General features: G+C 69.2%; 8 protein-coding genes and 1 pseudogene. 7 read left to right on the plus strand and 2 right to left on the minus strand.

All coding sequences use genetic code 11. From position 1 onward, the window contains the following. Positions 1-466: 466 nt before the first annotated feature. Together ACIOFR_RS39870 and ACIOFR_RS39875 are read right to left on the minus strand one after the other, a co-directional pair. A complete protein-coding gene (locus tag ACIOFR_RS39870; protein ID WP_401005381.1) occupies positions 467-988 on the minus strand; it encodes a hypothetical protein in 522 nt (173 codons plus the stop codon). A gap of 37 nt (positions 989-1025) precedes the next feature. Next, complete coding sequence (locus ACIOFR_RS39875) at positions 1026-1247, minus strand: hypothetical protein (RefSeq protein ID WP_401005382.1); 222 nt, start codon at positions 1245-1247, stop codon at positions 1026-1028. A gap of 286 nt (positions 1248-1533) precedes the next feature. On the opposite strand from ACIOFR_RS39875, the gene pglW reads away from it, so the two are divergent. The 7 genes and pseudogenes from pglW to ACIOFR_RS39910 all read left to right on the plus strand — a co-directional run. After that, positions 1534-5991: a BREX system serine/threonine kinase PglW gene (pglW, locus tag ACIOFR_RS39880; RefSeq protein ID WP_401005383.1), complete on the plus strand. Its 4458-nt coding sequence runs from the start codon at positions 1534-1536 to the stop codon at positions 5989-5991. A 67-nt stretch (positions 5992-6058) separates the two neighbouring features. Further along, a complete protein-coding gene (pglX, locus tag ACIOFR_RS39885; RefSeq protein WP_401005384.1) occupies positions 6059-9805 on the plus strand; it encodes a BREX-2 system adenine-specific DNA-methyltransferase PglX in 3747 nt (1248 codons plus the stop codon). 26 nt (positions 9806-9831) lie between these two features. Then, positions 9832-13713, plus strand: a complete 3882-nt coding sequence (locus ACIOFR_RS39890; RefSeq protein WP_401005386.1) for a PglY protein — start codon at positions 9832-9834, stop codon at positions 13711-13713. Continuing rightward, positions 13710-16460 carry a BREX-2 system phosphatase PglZ gene (gene pglZ / locus ACIOFR_RS39895; RefSeq protein WP_401005387.1) on the plus strand — a complete coding sequence of 917 codons (2751 nt, stop codon included), beginning with the start codon at positions 13710-13712 and terminating at the stop codon, positions 16458-16460. Before ACIOFR_RS39890 ends, pglZ begins: the two co-directional genes overlap by 4 nt. Further along, a complete protein-coding gene (brxD, locus tag ACIOFR_RS39900; RefSeq protein WP_401005389.1) occupies positions 16457-17788 on the plus strand; it encodes a BREX system ATP-binding protein BrxD in 1332 nt (443 codons plus the stop codon). Before pglZ ends, brxD begins: the two co-directional genes overlap by 4 nt. Positions 17789-17820: 32 nt before the next feature. Further along, positions 17821-19932 carry a DEAD/DEAH box helicase gene (locus ACIOFR_RS39905; RefSeq protein ID WP_401005391.1) on the plus strand — a complete coding sequence of 704 codons (2112 nt, stop codon included), beginning with the start codon at positions 17821-17823 and terminating at the stop codon, positions 19930-19932. A gap of 266 nt (positions 19933-20198) precedes the next feature. Then, positions 20199-21284: pseudogene (locus ACIOFR_RS39910) on the plus strand (DNA/RNA helicase domain-containing protein); the annotation flags it as partial. Positions 21285-21374 lie beyond the last annotated feature (90 nt).

A 21374-nucleotide genomic window follows, 5' to 3' on the forward strand; every position in this document is an offset into this window, starting at 1 on the left:
CGAAGACCCTCGCCGGGGCCTCCACCGACCGCCTCATGCACCACGCTCACCTGGTCACCACCAGCGGCGACTCCCACCGCCTCGCCGAGGCCCTCACCGGCAAGGGAGTGGTCCCCTTGAGCTGACCCCCGCCCTAGGAACACCACTGGCCACAGGCATGGATTTCTGATGGCCACCAGCCTGGACACCCCGAGACCGCCCACCTGGGCATCTCAATGGCCGTTGACACGCTACTCGAGGGCACAGAGACCGGCGCGAAGCTGCGTGAGCTGGTGTCTGGCGGCCAGATCCACCGGGTTCCTGCCGCAGGCGAGGTTCGCACCTGAGCTCGGCCTCTCCCACCTGCCCAGCTCCCCGCCGGCCCGCTCATCGCAATGAAGATCATTAACATTCCACTGCGCTGCCGAGCCCACCTCATTCCGTGCTGACTGGTGAGGCGGTTCAGAAGCCTTGCCCGGCCCCGCAGTCACGGCATCTCGCCCAAGTCGGCGTCCCCAGCTGTGATGACGGCTCTGAAGAGGTAGAGCACGCGGTATGAGCGGGCAATGCCGAGGAGCAATGCCAGCTCGACTGCCCAGTGCACGCCGCCGTGGTCGCGCCCGGTGGTGTCGAGGATGCTCGCCAGGAGACATATGCCGGAGATCGCGAGCGTCGCACTCAGGATACTGACCCAGTTGCGGCGGAACTGGGATCCCAGGGCCTCCGAGGTCCGTAGGATCCGCATCCGCCGCCCGGAGCCGGAGGCGTACTGGGCGACAGCCGCGGTGACGAAACTGCCGGTGATCGCGACGACGGTGGCTGTCGTGGTGTAGATGCCCAGGCGCTGTCCGTTGCCCGGCCAGCCGAGGACGTCGCCGGCTCCGGAGAGTCGGACGGCGAGAAAGTGCAGGGAGGTGAGCAGGCTCGCGATCGCCCAGTCCGTTCCCGGGTGTCCTACCCATCTCGCCCGTATCCGCTGTAGGGCCGGCCCACCCCTGCCTCCGGACATCATTCTTCCCCCTCAACGGCCGGTTTCGTCTTCGACGCTAGTGGTCGGCACCGACAGCCTCCCGCAGTGCCTGGTCGTGCGTGCGGGCGGCTTCTTGGACCGACCGGATCGCGAAGTCGAGGTCGACGGCACGCCCTGCAGTGCGGCGGACCGGAACCTTGCACTTGGCGGTGATCCGTTGGCTGACGAAGTCCAAGGCCTCGGCTTCCAGTTTTTCTCCCTCGCCGCGGAGCCACACCTGGGCACTGGCCGAGACCACGGTGTCGGTGTCGTTGAGCCAGACGGCGTGGGGAGCACTTCGATCAACGAGGGACCGGGCGAGAGAGGGAGCCGCCGAGATCCACCGTGCTGCTCGTGGCTACAGACGCATCACAGTACGACCGTTTCGTTGCCCATTTGTGCTCCTACCTGGCACGATGTCAGATCGATGTGATCGTCCGGTTACCGACCAGAACGATCAGTGACATACCATCAATTCTGCCTGCCCTGAGGTCTCTCAGCTCAAGGCGTGGCCGGGTCAAGGTGACGGAAGGCGTGGTGGACAGGTGGGGGCAGCCAGCGGCGGGGCATCTGCGAAGCCCACCCCACCGAAGGTCCAGCGCTGGCACCAAACCCGCACCTCCCCGTTTCCCTGGGAGCAGGACGCGCTCGACCACATCAAGCGACTCATGCCGCAGGCCGAGCCCTACCGTGCCTGGGCCACGTTCTCCTTCTCCGCGTCCTCCGGACGCGTCAACGAGTGCGACCTGTTCATCGCCGTGCCGCGCGGCCTCTACCTGGTCGAGCTCAAGGGCCACCCCGGGCGCCTGGTCAACAACGGCTCCACGTGGACCTTCTGGGGCGACGACAAGGTCCGCACCATCCCGAACCCGCTGCATCTGACGGACCTGAAGGCCAAGGAACTCAGGGGCCAGCTGGAGTGGGCCGCCCGCAAGCTGTACCCCGGCCAGGGCCTGCGCATCCCCAGGGTCGAGCCTGCCGTCTTCCTTTCGGATCCTCGCCTGGTCAGCGGGCTGGACGAGGTACAGCGCATCCGGGTGTACGGGCGCGACGGCGAAACCGCCGGCCTGCCCGGGATCTGGGAGGACCTGCTCGGCACACCCCCGCAGCGGGAGGAGCACCGCATCACCGCGGAGTTCGCCCGTCGCCTCGAGGAGCTGATGCGCAAGATCGGCGTCCGGGCGTCCACCGCGCACCTCGACTTCGGCGACTGGCGGCTGAGTCCGCGCCCCCTGGACGCCGGCAACACCTGGGAGGACCGCCTCGCCAAGCGCGAGGGCCTGGTCCACGAGGAGGGCCGGGTCCGGGTCTATCTTGTCGAGCTCCAGGCCGACGACGCCGCCCGCCGCTCCACTGGCCGCGCCGCCCTGCGTGAGTACCAGGTGTTGCAGGGCATCACGCACCCCGGCATCGCCCAGGCCGTCGACTTCCGCGAGCACCAGGGCGGCCCCGCCATCCTGTTCCGGCACCGGGCCGACGACCTGCGCCTGGACAACTACCTGGCCGCCCACGGCGCGAAGCTCAGTGACGACGTCCGCCGCGGCATGGTCCGGCAGCTGGCCGACGCCCTCCGGTACGCTCACCGCCGCAGCCTCTACCACCGTGCCCTCGCCGCCCGTTCCGTCTATGTCGCTGCCCGTCCGGACGGCGGACAACCAACTCTGCGGATCATCGACTGGCAGAGCGCCGCCCGGGACTTCGAAGCGACCTCACTGCGTTCCCTCGGCAACAGCGCACTCGGCGAGGAGCACATCCCGGACGCTGCCGAGGTCTACCTCGCACCCGGCTTCGACGAGGAGTACGCCGACCCGGTCGAGCTCGACGTCTTCGGACTCGGCGCGGTCGCCTATCTGATCCTCACCGGAACCGCCCCCGCCGCACGGCGCAGTGAGCTGATGTCCCGTCTCGGCACCGACGGCGGCCTGCACCCCTACGCGGTCAGCGACAGCATCGCCGCCTCCCTCGACGAACTCGTCTACCAGGCCACGCGCGCTGACGTGGCCGACCGTCTGGAGTCCGTCGACGCCTTCCTCAAGCAACTCGACGAGGCGGAACAGGACATCAACTCCCAGACTGCCGCGGCGGAGGCCGACCCACTCACCGCCACTCCCGGCCAGGCCCTCGACGCCGACTGGACCGTGATCCGCGTTCTCGGCACCGGCGCGACCGCCCGCGCCCTGCTGGTGCAGCGCGAGGCCGAGGACGGCGACCGCGCATTCGCCCAGCCGCACGTCCTCAAGGTCGCCCTGGGTGCGGAGAAGGACGCCCGGTTGCACGCCGAGGCCAACGCGCTCAAGCAGGTCGGCGGCGGACGCATCGTCCGCCTGCTCGGCGGCCCCCGCGCGCTGGGCGGCCGTACCGTCCTGGATCTGGAGTACGCGGGCGACCAGTCGCTTGCCCAGCGGCTGCGCGGCCAGGGCCGGCTCACCTACGACGACCTGGAGAGCTTCGGCGAGGACCTCTTCAAGGCCTTGGAGGAGCTCGCAGCCAAGGGCGTCCGGCACCGGGATATCAAGCCCGACAACCTCGCTGTCGGGCTTGGCGCGGACGAGCGCGAACACCTAATGCTGTTCGACTTCTCGCTGGCCGACGTCCCCGACCTGGACGTCAAGGCCGGCACCAAGGGCTACCTCGACCCCTTCCTGGACCACGGCCACCGCTGGGAGTACGACGACTACGCCGAGCACTACGCCGCGGCCGTCACCCTGCACGAGATGGCCAGCGGCGAGCGCCCGGTGTGGGGCGACGGGCTCGGCGATCCCCGCACCACGACGGACGAGACGCCGTCCCTCGCCGAGGACCTGTTCGAACAGGGCCTGCGCGAAGGTCTCACCGCGTTCTTCGCCCGCGCCCTGCACCGCGACACCGCGCGTCGGTTCGACTCCCTGAAGCAGATGGCCGCGGCCTGGCGCGACCTGTTCACCCGCGCCGACAACGTACCCCCCGCCACCACGCCAGCCACCGCCTCCGTCGGCGAGGTGACCGACACCGACACCCTGCAGCAGAAGCGTGACGCCGCGGCCCTCGCCGCTGAGCTCAAGACCGAACTCGTCGCCGCCGGCCTCTCACCGCGCGCCGTCTCCGTCGCAGCGGACTTCGGCGCGAGCACGGTCGGTGAACTGCTCGGCGTCCCACTGCACCAGCTCGCCAAGGCACGCGGCGCCGGCGTGCTCATCCGCCGGGAGCTCAGCAAGCGCCACCGGCAATGGACGGCAGCGCTGCGTCGCAAGCCCGCCACCAACGGCACGACGGCAGTGAAGACCGGGAAATCGGCCGCTGTCGCAGCGGCGACGGCATCGGCATCCGAGGTCGAGGCGCTCGACCTGATCACCGCGCACGGGTCCATCGACCAGCTCGCCGCACTGCTCGATCCCGGACCCAGCCCGGCTAAATCCAACCGATCCGAAATCATCCGCGCCACCCTGGGCCTGCCGGGCGACACTCCCGATCCGTGGGAGGGGAAGCTCGCGTCGTGGCCCACCCAGGTGGCCATCAGCAAGGCTCTGAACTCCACGCAGCCAACCGTCTCCAAGCACCACGTCGGCGCGGTCAAAAAGTGGGCGGCGACCGGGTGGCTCCGGCACGTCCGCGACGAGCTGGTCGCCATCCTGGAAACCGGTGGCCGGGTGATGACCGCGCAGGAGCTGGCTCTGGAGCTGCGGGTCCGTCACGGCGCCGACAGCGATACCCCTTCCCGAACACTGGCCAAGGCCCTCGCCGTCGTCCGTGCCGCAGCCGAGGCCGAGAAGCTGCCGGACGGACGGGATGAGGAACATCAGCCTCGTCTGGACATCCTGCGCCGCGGCGAACGCGTGCTCATCGCCCTGGAGTCGCTGCCCGGCTCGGACGCCCCCAGCGCCACCGACCTGGCGAACTACGCGGCCGCGCTGGGCACGAAAGCCGACGAGCTCGCGGCGGCCGAGCCGCTGCCCGGACGTGCGTCGGTCGTGCGCGACCTGCGCGCTGTCCGCACGCCCGAGGGCATGCCTCTACTCGCCGAGACGCGTCTCGTCGCGTTGGCGGCAGCCGCAGCGGCGAAGGCCGCCGCGTCTCCGAGGCTGGAACTGTATCCGCGCGACCTCAGCCTCGACCGGGCGCTGCGTATCTCCCAGGCCCCGGCCGGCGTGCGCCGGGACCTGGGCATCACCGTCGACGACCTGCTCGCCAAGGTCCGCTATCGCTTCCCCGAGTTGAACCTTGGTCAGCCCACCTATGTCGCGGTCGAGGAGGCGCTGAAGAAGGCCGATTTCCCGCTCGAGTACGACGCAGCCGCGCACTGCTTCCGGCCGCCGGCCCCTTCGGTCAACGGCACGCGTCTCGCCAGCGGTACGGGGACGGGAACGGGCACCACCGGTGCGGCGGGCAGCGCCGCGCGGGGCGCCGCGGCGGCCGGACGGGACCCGGACGCGCTGCTGGCGACGAAGCTGGCGACGGTGGCCGAGCGGGGCGGGTTCGTCGCGCTCAACGTCCACCTCAAGTACCTCGCCGGCGCCGCCGAGCTCGTGGCCGGAGGTTTCCCGGTCGTGCCGGTGAACCTCGCCCAGGTCTTCCTCGCCGAGTTCCGTGCGCTGGCCGGCGAGCACGGCACCGACTGGTCCAAGGTCCTCGGCGCGGACACCACCTTTACCCGCGCGGGCTCGCTGCCCGGCGGCCTTCGCTCGTACGTGTCACGGGTCTGGCCGAGGGTCGCTGAGCGGCTGATCGAGACCGCCGGCGGCCGGGATGGCGCGGTGCTCTTCGTGCACTCGGCCGGGCTGGCCGGGCGGTACTGGGAGGCGGGCGGGCGTGAGGCGATCGTCAGCCTCCAGAGCGGCGCGCGGCGAGGCGGGGACACGCCCCATGGGCTGTGGCTGCTGTGCCCGTCGGAGTCGCCAAGGGGTGCCTCTCACCTGGACGGACGCACCGTGGAGGTGCTCGGGGAAGCGGAGCGGGTGGTACTCGAGCGGTCGTTCCTCGAGGAGCTAAAGGCGGCAGGGGCTGGGGCGGTACCCGGACAGGGCTGAACGAGCGCGTGGTACGGGTGACTTGTTGGGGCGGGTCGGAGGGGACAGGCAAGTGGCGGGGCACGGAGTGAACCAGGCGGAGCTGCTGAAGGACCTGCGCAAGCAGGTCACGGCACTCGAGAACGACCTGCGGGCACGCAGTGAGGACGTGGCGCAGTACAAGGCAAAGCTGGAAGCCGAGTATGCGCAGGCGCGGGAGGCCCGGCGAACTGCCGCAACGTACGGCGCATGGCGCGACGAGCGGATCACGCAGGTGGCCGCGGCCTGGGTGCTGGCCTGCGTCTTCGTGCGCTTCTGCGAGGACAACGAGCTGATCCCCGACCCGTTCCTGGCCGGTCCGGGCGAACGACTGAAGGACGCGGAGGACCGGGACGCGGAGTTCTTCCGGCACAACCCGGACAAGAACGACCGCGACTGGCTCATCCACGCATTCGAGGACCTGGCCGGGACACACCCGGCGGTGGCGGGGCTGTTCGACCGCGCACACAACCCGCTGTGGGAGATCGAACCGTCGTACGAAGCGGCGAGCGCGCTGCTGAGGTTCTGGCGGCGTGTGGGCGCGGACGGCGAGATCGTCCACGACTTCACGGATGAGACGATGGTGGGGGCCGACGGCGTCGTCGAGCACGAGGGTTGGGGCACGCGCTTCCTCGGCGACCTGTACCAGGACCTGAGCGAGCACGCCCGGAAGACGTACGCCCTGCTGCAGACACCGGAGTTCGTGGAGGAGTTCATCCTCGACCTGACGCTGGAACCGGCGGTCAAGGAGTTCGGGCTGGAGCCGGAGACGCATGTCGGCGGCGAGGGCGAGATCCGCAAGGGCCTGCGGACCATCGACCCAGCGTGCGGGTCGGGGCACTTCCTGCTGGGGCTGTTCAAGCGACTGCTGAAGAAATGGCAGAAAGCCGAACCCGGCACGGACGTCTGGACTTTGATCCGGCGCTCGGCGGAGTCGGTACACGGCTGCGACAAGAACCCCTTCGCGGTCTCAATCGCCCGTTTCCGGCTGCTGATCGCTGCACTGCAGGCGGGCGGCGCGAAGCAACTCGACCAGGCACCGGACTTCCCGATCAACGTAGCGGCAGGCGACTCGCTGCTTCACGGACGCGGGGCACAGGGCATCCAGGGCGACCTGCTGTCGGACGGTGAGACGTTCGTGTATCGGACCGAGGACGTCAAGGGGTACATGGAGCGGTGTGACCTGCTGGGTGTGTCGACGTACCACGTGGTGGTGGGGAACCCGCCGTACATCACGGTGAAGGATGAGCAGGAAAACAAGAACTACCGCGATGCGTATAATGCGTGCGCGGGGGCGTACGCGCTTTCGGTGCCCTTCGCGCAGCGGCTATTCCAGCTAGCGCTTCGCACCAGCGGGTCGGACAGGGCAGCAGGGTACGTCGGGCAGATCACCGCCAACTCATTCATGAAGCGGGAGTTCGGAAAGAAGCTCGTCGAGCAATTTTTCACCAGCGACAGAGAAGGCGTGCACCTGACATACGTCATCGACACGTCAGGCGCATATATCCCAGGGCACGGCACGCCCACGGTGATTCTTATAGGTCGCAACCATATTCCTCGACAGGCAGAACCGGTTCGCGCAGTTTTGGGCACGCTAGGCGAGCCATCCCAGCCGCTAGACGCGGCACATGGCATGGTATGGACCGCCATTACCAGACAAATAGAAATTCCCGGGAGCAGCTCCAACTGGATTTCTGTCGAAGATGCCGATCGAAGGAAATTTGCCACTCATCCATGGTCAGTGAGTGGCGGTGGCGCAGGAGACGTTCAGCAAGCGATTGAACGCCATTGCATTCAAACCCTCGGGAACCGCTCTGGCTCCATCGGCTTCGGCGCGGTTACCCGCGCAGACGACGCGTACATGCTTGGGCGGGGTGCTCTCCAGCGCGCAGGGGTACCTGTGGAGATGCAACGCCCTTTGGTTGATGGGTCCAGCGCGCGAGACTGGGCCATTGTTGATCCACTCTCCATCCTCTGGCCATATCGAGCGGATGCTCCCTCCGAGGCTCTGGCGAATACGCGCGTCGAGCGCCTCCTGTGGCCGAGCCGGGTCATCTTGCGCAATCGAGTGGCATTCGGAAAGACTCAGATTGAGCGCGGACTCACCTGGTTCGAGTACTCGATGTTTTTTTCTCGTCGATTCGGCGGATTAACTTTGGCATTCGCCTGCGTGGCGACGCACAATCATTTTCTCCTAGACCGCGCCGACAAGGTATTCAATCGCCACGCCCCAGTGATCAAACTACCAGAAGGAGCGGGCGAAGAAGAGCATCTGGGGTTGCTGGGAGTCCTCAACTCGTCCGTGGCCTGCTTCTGGTTGAAGCAGGTCTGCCACGATAAAGGATCCCAGGGAATTGGAGAGGGATTTAAATCGCAAGCGTGGGAGCGCTTCTACGAGTTCACCGGAACCAAACTCCAGGAGTTTCCCCTCCCCGGCCACCTCCCCCTCGCTCTCGGCCGCGCCCTCGATACTGCCGCCCACGACATCGCCGTCCACGAGCCGTCCATCGTCTGCATGGGCTCGGACGCCCCCACCCGCGCCCTCCTCGACACCGCTCGCGCCGCTCACACCGCCACCCGTGAGCGGATGATCGCGCTTCAGGAGGAACTGGACTGGGAGGTCTACGGTGCCTACGACCTCGTCCAGTTGAACGGGTCGAGCCACCGCCTCACCGCCCCCGACCTCGACGCCGTCCCGCCCGTCAAACTCGGTGAGCGCGCCTTCGAGATCGTGCTCGCGCGCAAGGTCGCCGCCGGCGAGGTCGAGACGGCGTGGTTCACCCGTCACCGCTCCACCCCCGTCACCGAGATCCCCGCGCACTGGCCCGCCTGGTACCAGGAGATCGTCCAGGCCCGGATCGACACCATTGCCAAGCGCAAGGACATCGCGCTGATCGAGCGCCCGGAGTGCAAGCGGCGCTGGGCGACCGAGCCGTGGGAGAAGCGCGAGAAGGAGGCCCTCCGCACCTGGATGCTCGACCGTGCCGAGGACCGCCGCCTCTGGTTCGCCCTGCGTGACGGTTTCGAGCAGCCGCGCCCGCTCACGACCAGCCAGCTCGCCGACCGGCTCGCCACCCTGGACCCCGACGTGGTGTCCGTCGCAGCCCTCTTCGCCGCCGACCACCTCGGCAAGCGCGATCTGCCGCTCGAAGCGGTCCTCGCCGAGGCCCTTGACACCGAGCACGTCCCCTACCTCGCAGCCCTCCGCTACAAGGACACCGGCCTGCGCAAGCGCACGCAGTGGGAGGAGATCTGGGAGCAGCAGCGTGAGGAGGACGCGACCGGCAAGCGGCTCAACATCCCCGTTCCGCCTAAGTACGCCACCGCCGACTTCACCAAGACGTCGTACTGGTCGAACCGCGGCAAGCTCGACGTCCCGAAGGAGCGGTTCGTCTCCTACCCGGACGCCAACCCCGATGCCGACCCCACCCTGCTCCTCGGCTGGGCCGGCTGGGACCACCGCGACCAGGCCCAGGCCCTGGTCAACCTCGTCAAGGACCGCACGTCCCAGCTCAGCTGGGACAGCGTCCGGATAATCCCACTGCTCGCCGGCCTCGCCGAGCTGATGCCGTGGGTGCGTCAGTGGTTCGGGACCGACGACCAGGAGTGGGGTGGCAATGCCGCCGAGGAGTTCGGCGCGTTCCTGGACAGCGAGTGCGCCAAACGCGGCCTAACGGCCGACCAGCTCACTGCCTGGCGTCCCACAGCGAAGACCCGAGGCCGCAAAGCGGCGGCGGCTGCCAGCACCACCCGCGCGCGGAAGTCCGACGCGGACACCACGGCTCCGACGGCCTGACCAGGAAGACGAGGAAGACAGCACCCATGAGTTCCAGCGAGAGCCTCCACCTGCGGGATGTCCTCGACCTGCCCAATTCCGTGCTGGCCGGCGACTTCAAGGTGGAGCTGACCGGTGGCTTCGACAAGTCGGAGCAGCACGTCCGTGATTATGTGGTCACCGACCAGTTGGAGCAGGCGTTCCGCAAGTCGCTGGGCATCGTCAAGGCCGCGGTGCGGGACAACACCTCGCACGCTGCTTACCTGCACGGCTCATTCGGCTCCGGTAAGAGCCACTTCCTCACCGTCCTGCACGCGATCCTGAACGGCAGCCGGGCTGCCCGCGAGAAGCCCCAGCTCCAGCCAGTGATCGCCGAGCACGACGACTGGCTCCGTGCGAAGAAGTTCCTGATGGTGCCGTACCACCTGGTCGGTGCCGCGAGTCTGGACTCGGCGCTGCTCGGCGGCTACGTCGCCACCGTCCGTCGGCTCCACCCCGACGCGCCCGTCCCGCCCGTCTACCGCGCCGACGCCGCCCTCGACGACGCGCGCCGGCAGCGTGAGTTCCTCGCGGACGACGCGAAGTTCGTCCAGTGGCTCGGAGACACCACAGGCCCCTCTGTCGACTCCGCTGCGGGCAGCGACGGTGACGACTTGGAAGACCTCGACGCGCTGGCCGCGCCGGCCTCCGGCTGGACCACCGAGAGCCTGGACGAGGCCTTCGCCGCCGCCCCCGGTGAGGAGCTGCGCAATGCGCTGATCTCCGCCCTCATCTCAAACACCGGGCCGATGGCCTCCTACGCCCGCGGTGCGCAGGGTGACAAGAACGCGTTCCTGCCGCTAGAGAACGGTCTGGCCGTCATCAGCCAGCACGCCCAGAGCCTCGGCTACGACGGCCTCGTCCTGTTCCTGGACGAGCTGATCCTCTGGCTGCAGGCGCACCTGACCGAGAAGGCGATGGTCAACGACGAGGTCAGCAAGCTCGTCAAGCTGATCGAGTCCGGCGACACCAACCGCCCGGTACCGATTGTCTCCTTCATTTCCCGCCAGCGTGACCTCTCCCAGCTCGTGGGCTCGGATGTGGTCGGCGCCGACGTGAAGAACCTGGAGCAGCAGGTCGGCTACCTCGCCGGGCGATTCGATGTGGTCAGCCTGGAGGACCGCAACCTCCCGGCGATCATCAAGGAGCGTGTCCTGCGGCCCAAGGACGACGCCGCCCGCTCCGCCCTGACGGACGCGTTCGCGCAGATCGAGTCGTCCGACCAAAACGTCCGCGAAGTCCTGCTGGACGCGGCAGGCGCCACCCAGGCCGACTGGTCGGACTTCAAGGAGCTCTACCCGCTCTCACCGGTCCTGCTGAACACACTCGTCGCCCTCTCCGGCGCGCTGCAGCGTGAGCGCACGGGTCTCAAGCTCATCCAGGAGATGCTCTACCGCCGCCGCGAGGACATGAAGCTCGGCGAGCTGATCCCGCTCGGCGACCTGTGGGACGTGCTCGCGGACGGCATGGGCGAGGCGTTCACGGACCGCCTGCGTGCGCAAGCCGAAGCGGCGACCCGCTTCCACACCAAGGTGCAGGCGTTTCTGCTGGAGAAGTACGGCTCCGCGGACGATGCCGGCTATCGGGTCGACGACCGCTTCGTGAAGACCCTCCTCCTCGGGTTCCTAGCCCCCGAGGTCCCGGCGCTGGCCCGCCTGACCGGTGGGCGCCTCGCCGCACTGAATCACGGCTCGCTACGCTCGCGCGCGGTGACACCCGGCGAGCTGGCGGTGCGCCGGCTGCGAGAGTTGCAGGCAGAGTTCCCGGGCGACCTGCGCACCGACGGCAACGACGCCGACCCGGTTTTCACGCTGCACCTGTCCGACCTCGATGTAGAGCCGATCCTCGACGCCGTCGGCGAGAAGGACAACGTCGGGCAGCGCCGCATCTGGGTCAAGGAACAGCTCTGGGAGGCGCTGGGCGTCCGTGACACGGGCGCGTTCGTCTGCGAGCACGAGGTGGTGTGGCGCGGCACCAAGCGCATCGCCGAGTTCGTGTTCGAGAACGTCAAGGAACCGTCGACCATGCCGACCGCGCAGTTCTCCCCCAGCGTCTCGGGCCGGGTGCGCTTCGTCGTGGACTATCCCTTCGACGAGGGCGACGGGTACCCCAACGACGACTACCAGCGCATCCAGCGGCTACGGCAGGAGGGATTCGAAGCCCCGACGATCGTCTGGCTGCCGTTCTTCTTCTCCCCGCAGCGCTCGGCCCAGCTCGGCCGGCTGCTGAAGATCCAATACCTGCTGAAGCGGGACCGCCTCGCCAGCTACGCCACCCACCTGTCCTCGGACGACCAGATCCGGGTCAAGCACCAGCTGGAGGCGCAGCGCGATACCCTCACCAGCCAGCTCACCGACGTGCTGCGCCAGCTCTACGGGATAGCTGCCGCCGACGAGACCAACGTGGGAGCGGAGACCCCGGACGGGATGCACGTCTACTCTCTCCAGCCGGGGCACAGCCCGCGGCTGCACGGCGGTGCGACGTTCGCCTACAACCTGGCGAAGCTGGCGGACGGGCTGTTCGCGGCGGTCTACCCCAAGCACCCGGACTTCGATCCACAGGAGTCCCGCAAGGCTGTCACCGTCAGTGAGCTGAAGACCGTCTACGGCTGGATCTCCCGCGCAATGGAGGACGGCTCGCGTCGTGCCGTCGTGGACAGCAGGCAGCTGGGGCTGGTCAAGCGGATCGTGCACCCGCTGGAGTTGGGCGAGGTCCACGACGGGCCGCTGAACGTCGGCACCGAGTGGCGCCGCCGGATCGAGCAGCACGCCACCGCACAGGAGGTGAGCGGCGACTTTGAGGTCGAGGACATCCGCCGGTGGATCGGCGAGATGGGCTGGACCGGCCTGGACAAGCCGGTCAGTAGCCTGCTGATCGCCGTGTACGCGTTGATCGCCGACCGCTCGTGGGTCTACAACGGATCGTCGGCCGCGGCCCCCGAGTTGGAGCGCATCGGCACCGGGTGGGCGTTGCGGGCGCAGGAGCTGCCCAGCGAGGAGGAGTTCGCCCTCGCGCACGACCGGGCTGCCTTGCTGTTCGGCGAGACCGTACCGCGGGTGCGCTACGCCCGCTACGTGAATGAGCTTGCGACGAAGGTCCGGGCAAAGGCGGAGCGTTGGGAGAGCGCGGTCGACGGAGTGCGACGCTCCCTTGCCAAGCACCGGGGCGAACTTGGCGTGGCGGGCGATGACACGCCGCGCGAGGTTTCGGTGCGCGAGGCCGCCGATCTGATCGCCCGTCTGGTACGTCACAAGGACGCCACCGCGCTGGTACGGGAACTGGCGGCGCTCGCCTACACCACCCCCGAGGACGCCCTCGCGAACGCCATGTCCTCGGCGCAGCCGACCCTGGAGGCGCTGGACCGTGCCGAGTGGGAGCTGCTGGCCAGCGTGCGGGGCTTCATCACCCGGCGCGACGGGCTCGCGGACCGGGCCGAGCGGCTACTCACGGAGATCACCGTGGCAGCCACCGAGGTGGAGCGCAAGCGGGAACTGGCACCGGTCCTTAACGGCGCCAGCCGTCAGGCGGTGTCGATCATCACTGAGGCCGGCAGGCTCAACGCCGTCGCCATGCCCACGCCCGCCCCGGTAACGCCCGTCCCGAGCCGGGCCGACCAGGTGAGCCTGACCACGCACGGCCAGCCGCCGCTGCCCACACAGGTCTCCCCCACGCCCGTACCCGCCCCCCGCCCCGCGGCAGCCGCTGCGGCGAAGCCCAGCAGTAGTGCCGCCGTCCGCAGTCGCCGGGTGCCCACCACGGCCGGGAACCTGGAACCCGCGCTCGCCAAGGCCATCGCCGAGCTCACCGACCAGATCCGGGCCCACGCCGCCGAGCACCCCGGGCTCGAGGTCGAGATCGCCTGGCAGCCGTTGGAAGGCGGCACGGCATGACCACAGTCCCCGAGATCGACCAGCGAGTCGTCGAAGGCCTCCTGGTGACCGCACTTCCCTATGCCAAGGGCCGCCGGCTGGTGCTCGTCCACGGCCGTTACCGCGACGGTGCCGCCGCCGAGTTCACCACCCGCCTCGGCGCGGGGAAGGACGGCGAGCAGGAACAGCGCAGGGTGCACGTCAGCCACCAGACCTCGGTGCTCGGCATCGTGGACGCCTGGCAGCAGCACCTGACTGGGACCGGCACCGGTGACGTCCTCGTCGTCACGACCGACGCCCCCGACGCCCGCCTCGGCCTCGACCTGCGTGGCGAGGCCGTGGGCCGCTCCACGCTCACCGTCGACCTGGTGGAGATCGTCAAGCAGCGCTTCGGCGCGATGGACGTCGATCCTCGCATCCGCCGGGAACACTGGCTCGCCGACGCGCTGCTCGCCGCCGAACCGCCGGGCGGCTGGTCCCCCGTGGGCTCGGTGCTCACCCTCGATGCGGCGATGCGTGCCCTGGTGCAGGCCCGGCTCGGGCTCGGCGACGGGGTGTCGGCCGATTCCGAGCCGCTCGACGTGGAGGCACTGCTCACCTGGTCCCGCACGCCCGGTGGCCCCTCCCGCTTCGCCGCACTGGAACCCGAGGAGCGCCACGGCCTGACAGAGTGGCTCAGCCGCCACATCGGCGACTCCGCACCACTACTGCTCACGCTGGCCCAGAACGGACGGGGCGACGAGGCGATAGCGCTGGGCGTCGTCGCCGCCGTCCTCAGCGGACCAGGCGCCAGCCCGGACGCCGCACTCGCCGTGGGCGCGCTTTTCGGACCAGTGCCCCTACACCCCGACGAGCTGCGCCATTACACCCGCGCGGTGGAAGGCGTTCTCGCCCGGTGGATCACCCAGGCCACCGCCGGCGGCCCCCGCAGCGGCGAGGCCCGCAGGCGCGTTCTGGACGTCCTGGAGCAGGCCGATCGACTCGCCGAACCGGCAAGCCTGCGCGCAGCCCTGGCGGACCGCGGCTTCCTGCCCTCCGGCTTCCGATCCCGCCTTCGGGCCCTGTCGGCCACCCTCAAGCCCAGGCCCGACCGGCGCAGCGTGGAGGCCGCCGAGACCGCGCTGCGTCAATTGAAGGACCACCGTCTGGCCAACCTGCTCTTCGTCGAGCAGATCGAATCGGCCGAGATGGCCGTGCGGCTCCAACGCTGGCTCACCACCCCCGAACCCGATGTCCGGCCAAGCCCCGGCGCGGTCAACGCCGCCGTCCACGCCCATCTCGCCGAGTGGGGCTGGGCAGACCGGGCCCTGAACCGCCTGTGGGCCGGCGACGGCGCAGCGGACCCACACGTCAACGAGGCCTACCGGGTCGTCCACGACGCCGCGCGGGCCCGCCGCGACCGGCTGGACCGCGGCTTCGCCGCCGCGCTCGCAACCTGGACGAAGCACGCCTCCAGCACCGCCCCGGACGGCGCGCTGCTGGTCGAGGACGTCCTGCGGACCATCGCCGCACCGCTGGCCGCGCAGCGGCCACTGCTGCTCCTGCTCGACGGCATGAGCAGCGCCGTCGCCGCCCAGCTGGGGGAGGAACTCGCCACTCCCCGCTGGGTCGAGGCCGCGCCCCGCACTGGTGGGCGCTCTGCCGCCGTCTCGGCGATCCCCTCCATCACCACCGTCAGCCGTGCCAGCCTGCTTACCGGCAAGCTGGTGACCGGCGGACAGAACGTCGAGAGGGACGGCTTCGCCACGTTCTGGCGCAGGCACCGACGCGAAGCGGTCCTGTTCCACAAGGCCGACCTGCCCGGCCCGGCCGGGCACCGGCTGGCTCCCGAGGTCATCACGGCGATCGCCGGGGAGGGCATCGTCGGCGTCGTCCTCAACACGATCGACGACTCGCTCGACCACGGCCAGGAGAACGCCAGGGGCGACTGGAGTGTGGCCGGCGTCCGTTACCTGGGCGAGTTGCTCGACGCCGCACGCGGTCAGGGTCGCCCCGTGGTGCTGGTCGCCGACCACGGCCATGTCCTGGACCGCACCTCGGCCGGGCCGGTAGAGGCGCCGGGCGCGGAATCCTCCCGCTGGCGCGTGGGCACACCGGGCGAGGACGAGGTGGAGCTCACTGGTCCGCGCGTGCTGGAGGGCGACGGAAGGATCACTGCTCCCTGGCGCGAGGACCTGCGCTACACCGCCCGCAGAGCGGGCTACCACGGAGGCGCGGCACTCGCCGAGATGACCGTGCCGGTGCTGGTGCTGCTGCCCTCGGCAGAAATGCTGCCTACCGGCTGGTCCCGGCTGTCCCCCGAGGCCGTCACCCCGGCCTGGTGGTGCGACGGCCTGCGCCCACACACCTCGCTGCCCGCGGCCCCGACCGTCAAGAACAGCAAGTCGGCCAAGCCCGACCAGGCCCCGACGCTGTTCGAGGAGGCCACGCCTGCTCCAGTAACGTCCCTGGGCACGCGAGTCGTGGACACCGATGTGTACGCGGTCCAGAAGCAGTTCGTCCGCAAGGGCCCCGAGAAGAAGGCCGTCGCCGCTGTCATCGACGCCCTCCTCGCCGCCGATGGCACGCTCTCGCTTGCTGCCGTCAGTGCCGCCGCCGCATCCTCCGGCGGACGGGCACCGCGCAACGCGGAGTTCTTCGTCGCAGCGTTGCAGCGGCTACTCAACGTCGAGGGCTACCCGGTGCTCGGCCTCATCGACGCAGGCACCCGAGCCAGGCTCGACATCGCTCTCCTACGCGAACAGTTCGGGGTGGAGGCGGAACGATGAGCACGCTCTCACCGGTCAGCGCGGCACGCCGTCGTGAAGTCGTCGACGCGCTGCGCCGCGGCACCGTCCCGCAAACGGGTCTGGACCTATTCGCGGTCGGCCTGGACCGCTTCACCAGCGCACTGGACGACGATCTGGCCTCAGCCGCGCGCGGCGGCGCAGCCTTCCACGCCATCCGCGGCGAGTACGGCTCCGGCAAGACCTTCTTCGCCCGCTGGCTCTCAGAGCGGGCCAAGCGGGCCGGGCTGGCCACCGCCGAGATCCAGATCTCGGAAACCGAGACCCCCCTACACAAGCTGGAGACCGTCTACCGCCGACTCACTGAGCGGCTGACCACGGCCACCCACCCACCAAGCGCACTGCGGTCCGTCATCGACTCGTGGTTCTTCACCCTCGAGGAGGAGGTCCTCGACGCAGGAGAAGTCGACGAGGACGACGCCGATGCCCTGACCGGCGCCGTGGACGCACTCATGGAGCAACGCCTCGCCGACGTCGCCCGCACGACCCCCGCCTTCGCAGCCGCGCTACGCGCATACCGACAAGCCCGCGCGGCCGGCGACGCACCCACCGCCGGGTCACTCATCGCCTGGATCGGCGGGCAGAAGTCCGTCGCAGCCTCCGCCCGCCGCGCCGCGGGAGTGCGTGGCGATCTGGACCACTTCGCCGCTCTCGGCTTCCTCCAGGGCCTGCTGACCGTCCTACGGGACTGCGGCCAGCCCGGACTCCTGGTGGTCCTGGACGAGATCGAGACACTGCAGCGGGTGCGCGGAGACGTCCGCGAGAAGGGCCTCAACGCCCTGCGGCAGCTCCTGGACGAGATCGACGCCGGCCGCTTCCCCGGCCTCTTCCTCGTCATCACTGGCACCCCCGCCTTCTACGACGGGCAGCAGGGCGTCCAGCGGCTACCCCCGCTCGCGCAGCGTCTCGCCACCGACTTCTCCACCGACCCGCGCTTCGACTCGCCACGCGCCGTCCAGCTACGCCTGCCCGGGTTCGACCTCGCGCGACTGGGCGAACTGGGCCGCAACATCCGGGACCTGTACGCCGAGCAGGCCTCACAGCCCGAGCGAGTCAGGACCGTCGTGGATGACGAGTACATCGCTCAGCTCGCCACCGCCGTCACCGGTGGGCTCGGCGGCAACGTCGGCGTCGCACCCCGGCTCTTCCTGCGCAAACTGGTCGCCGACGTCCTCGACCGGGTCGACCAGTTCGAGGACTTCGATCCGCGTCAGCACTACGCGCTCACCGTCTCCGCCTCCGAGCTGAGCGAGGTCGAACGGAACGCGGCGGCCTCCAGCGCCGACGACATCGAGCTGGAGCTGTCGTGACACACACCGTGCCGGATCAGCCGCACGATCCGATGAAACGCCTGGACGCCGCCCTCCTGCACCACATCGTCAACACCCTGGGCTGGAAAGAGCTCCGTCCCCTGCAGCAGGAGTCCATCGACCCGCTGCTGTCCGGCTCCGACACCGTGCTGCTCGCCCCCACCGCGGGTGGCAAGACCGAAGCCGCCGCGTTCCCGCTGCTGTCCAAGATGGCCGCCGAGCAGTGGACGGGCACCTCGGTGCTGTACTTGTGCCCGCTCAAAGCCCTGCTCAACAACCTGCTCCCACGCCTGGAGATCTACACCTCCTGGGTGGGCCGCACCGCCTCGCTGTGGCACGGCGACATATCCCAGCCCAAGCGCAAGAAGATCCTCAACCAGCGACCCGACGTCCTGCTGACAACCCCCGAGTCCCTGGAATCCATGCTGGTCAGCGTGAACGTCGACCACCGGGCGTTCTTCAGCGGCCTGCGAGCCGTCGTCGTGGACGAGGTACACGCCTTCGCCGGCGACGACCGCGGATGGCACCTCCTCGCCGTCCTGGAACGGCTCCAGCGCGTCGTCGGACGACCCGTCCAACGCATCGGACTGTCCGCCACCGTCGGCAACCCCGCCGAGCTCCTGACCTGGCTCCAGGGATCAGCAGCCGGACGACGCCCCGCCCAAGTGGTCGCACCCCATCTGCGCAAGCAACCGGCCGAGGCCACGCCAGGTCCCCCGCCCGGCGACGTCCAACTCGACTACGTCGGCTCGCTCAACAACGCCGCCACTGTCATCGCCGCCCTCCACCGAGGCGAGAAGCGGCTGGTCTTCTGCGAGTCCCGGCGCCAGGTCGAGGAACTCGGTGCGAGCCTTCGGGCCAAAGGCATCACCACCTTCCTCTCCCACGCCTCCCTCTCCGTGGACGAACGCCGCCGCGCCGAGGAGGCCTTCGCCGAGGCTCGCGACTGCGTCATCGTCTCCACCAGCACCCTCGAACTGGGCATCGACGTCGGCGACCTGGACCGGGTCATCCAGATCGACGCCCCCGCCAGCGTCGCCTCGTTCCTCCAACGCATCGGGCGGACCGGACGCCGACCCGGCTCCACGCGCAACTGCCTCTTCCTCGCCGTCGACGAGGGCGGCCTGCTCGCCGCCGCCGCGCTGCTGCTCCAGTGGTCCCGCGGCTGGGTCGAGCCCGTCCTCCCACCGCCCGAGCCACGGCACATCGTCGCCCAGCAGATCCTCGCCCTGTGCCTGCAGGAGCACCGCGTCGGCGACCGGCTCTGGCAGGAATGGTGGGGCGGTCTCGGCCCCTTCGGGCCCGGCGCCGAGCCCATCGTCCGTCACCTGGTCCGGGAGGGATACCTCGACCAGGACGGCGGTCTGCTCTTCATCGGCCCCGAGGCCGAGCGCCGCTTCGGCCACCGGCACTTCATGAACCTCACCGCCGTCTTCACCGCCGCGCCCGAGTTCACCGTCCTCAGCGGCCGCACCGAGATCGGCAAGACGGACCCCGTACTCCTCACCGAGGAGGTCACAGGACCGCGTCGCCTGTTGCTCGCCGGACGCAGCTGGCAAGTCACGTACATCGACTGGAGCCGTAAGCGCTGCTTCGTCGAACCCGTCGACGGCGGCGGCAAGGCTAAATGGAACGGCGGAGGGCTACGCATGGCCTCCTTCGACCTGGCCCGCGCCGCCCGTGAGGTCCTTCTCGGTGAAGATCCACCGGTCGCACTCACCAAACGGGCTGAAGCCGCACTTGCGCAGCTCCGCTCGGAGAGTGCTGAGACCGTTCACCCAGGAGGCAACCTGATTGTCCGCGACGGCACCGGCAAGGACCTGCGCTGGTGGACCTGGGCCGGCCACCGCGCCAACGTCACCCTGGCCGCCACACTCGCCGGCGTTGCTGACCCCCTGCAACGCGGCAACGACCTGTACGTGCGCCTCCGTACAGACCTCACTCCACAGATCTGGAAGGAAGCCACCACCGACGCCGCAGACCGCCTCTGCCTTCCGGAGGTCGACCCCCGAGCCCTGAACGGACTCAAATTCAGCGCCGCCCTGCCCCAGCGTCTCGCCGAGGCCACCCTCGCCGCCCGGCTCGCCGACCTCGACCACGCCGCCCACGTCCTCAACGAGCCGGCCCGCTTCGTCAGCTATTGATGGCCTGCCCATTCCAGGCGTGGCAGCTCTGCGCCCCGTGTTCACCTGCCCGTGCTGACGGGCTGCTTCCGGGCTCCTCGACCGCGCAAGCCGTCGTCGCGACCCATTCGCAGCCCACCTTGCGTTGGTGAATGCTCAGCTGTTCGGGCACGAGCTCAGACTCTCCGTTGTAGGTTTGGCCCTGTCATCAGCGCGGCCCGCCGGGCTTCCCACCACGGACATGCCCCCACCCGCACGAGTCACTTCGTGCTGCCTGGGAGCATGTCTTGCTGTTCCGCGACTCCGCGTCCGCGGTCGCCGCCGAGAGTCTGGCTGGATCACTGTTCGTGCGCCTCATCGATCAGTTCGTCCACAAGCACGGCCGCAAGCCCAGCCCGTCCGAGGTGCGTTCCTGGGAGCGGAGCATCCCGGCCCTGACCAACGCGCTTCTGGACGCCGGGCTCGGCATGGTGGAGGTACTCGTCGAGTACTCGCTTCCGCTCAACAGCAAGCGAGCCGATGTCATACTCGCCGGCGTCCACCCGAGCACGGGTCAACCGTCTTACGTGGTAGTCGAGCTCAAGCAGTGGAGCAGCGCTCTTCCGGAGGACGGCGAGCCTCTGCTCTGCCGGGTGGACGCCTACACCCGGCCGGTGCTGAATCCCGTCGAGCAGGTCCGCGGCTACTGCGACTACCTGGTCGCCTTCAATGGGGCACTCGCCACCCATCCGGAACGGATCGCCGGAGTGGCGTTCCTCCACAACGCGACGGAGTTCGGCGTCCAGGGCCTCTACGAGGTGCAGCAGGACGAGCGCGGCCGGCTCTTCACCGCTGAGCGCCGCGGGGAGTTCGTCCAGTACCTCCGCTCCAAGCTGAAGCCGGCCTCCGGCGCCGGGGCAGCGGACCAGCTGCTCGCGGGCAAGGTGGCCCCGTCCAAGCAGCTGATGGCGGTCGCCGCCGAAGAGGTTCGCGAGCGCGAGCAGTTCGTCCTGCTGGACGAGCAGCGGGTCGCCTACGAGCTGGTGCTGCGCGCGGTCCGCCAGGCGCAGCAGTCCGACCACAAGGAGGTCGTTGTCATCACGGGCGGCCCCGGTACCGGAAAGAGCGTCATCGCGCTCTCCCTCCTTGGCGACCTCTACCGGCGTGGTGTCACGGCTCTCCACGCGACCGGATCCAGCTCGTTCACCACTACGATGCGCCGGATGGCCGGCGCGCGGAAGCGTGAGGTGCAGGACCTCTTCAAGTACTTCAACAGCTTCATGACAGCCGAGCGCAACGGGCTGGACGTGCTGATCTGCGACGAGGCACACCGGATCCGGGAGACGTCGGCGAACCGCTACACCCGGGCCGCGCAACGGACGGGGAAGCCTCAGAGGGCGTTTGGCGAGAGTAGTTTGCACTTTATGTCCTAGTAGGTTCCTCGCCAGGTTGGTGTGGTTTCGTCCGTTATACGCTTGGCGAGG

The organism is Kitasatospora sp. NPDC088346, assembly GCF_044740765.1.
In the GTDB taxonomy this organism is placed as follows: domain Bacteria; phylum Actinomycetota; class Actinomycetes; order Streptomycetales; family Streptomycetaceae; genus Kitasatospora.

Coding starts and splice junctions, on each gene's coding strand:
- pglZ (WP_401005387.1), top strand. CDS start 13,710: ATGACCACAGTCCCCGAGATCGACCAGCGAGTCGTCGAAGGCCTCCTG.
- brxD (WP_401005389.1), top strand. CDS start 16,457: ATGAGCACGCTCTCACCGGTCAGCGCGGCACGCCGTCGTGAAGTCGTC.
- ACIOFR_RS39890 (WP_401005386.1), top strand. CDS start 9,832: ATGAGTTCCAGCGAGAGCCTCCACCTGCGGGATGTCCTCGACCTGCCC.
- ACIOFR_RS39905 (WP_401005391.1), top strand. CDS start 17,821: ATGAAACGCCTGGACGCCGCCCTCCTGCACCACATCGTCAACACCCTG.
- ACIOFR_RS39870 (WP_401005381.1), bottom strand. CDS start 988: ATGTCCGGAGGCAGGGGTGGGCCGGCCCTACAGCGGATACGGGCGAGA.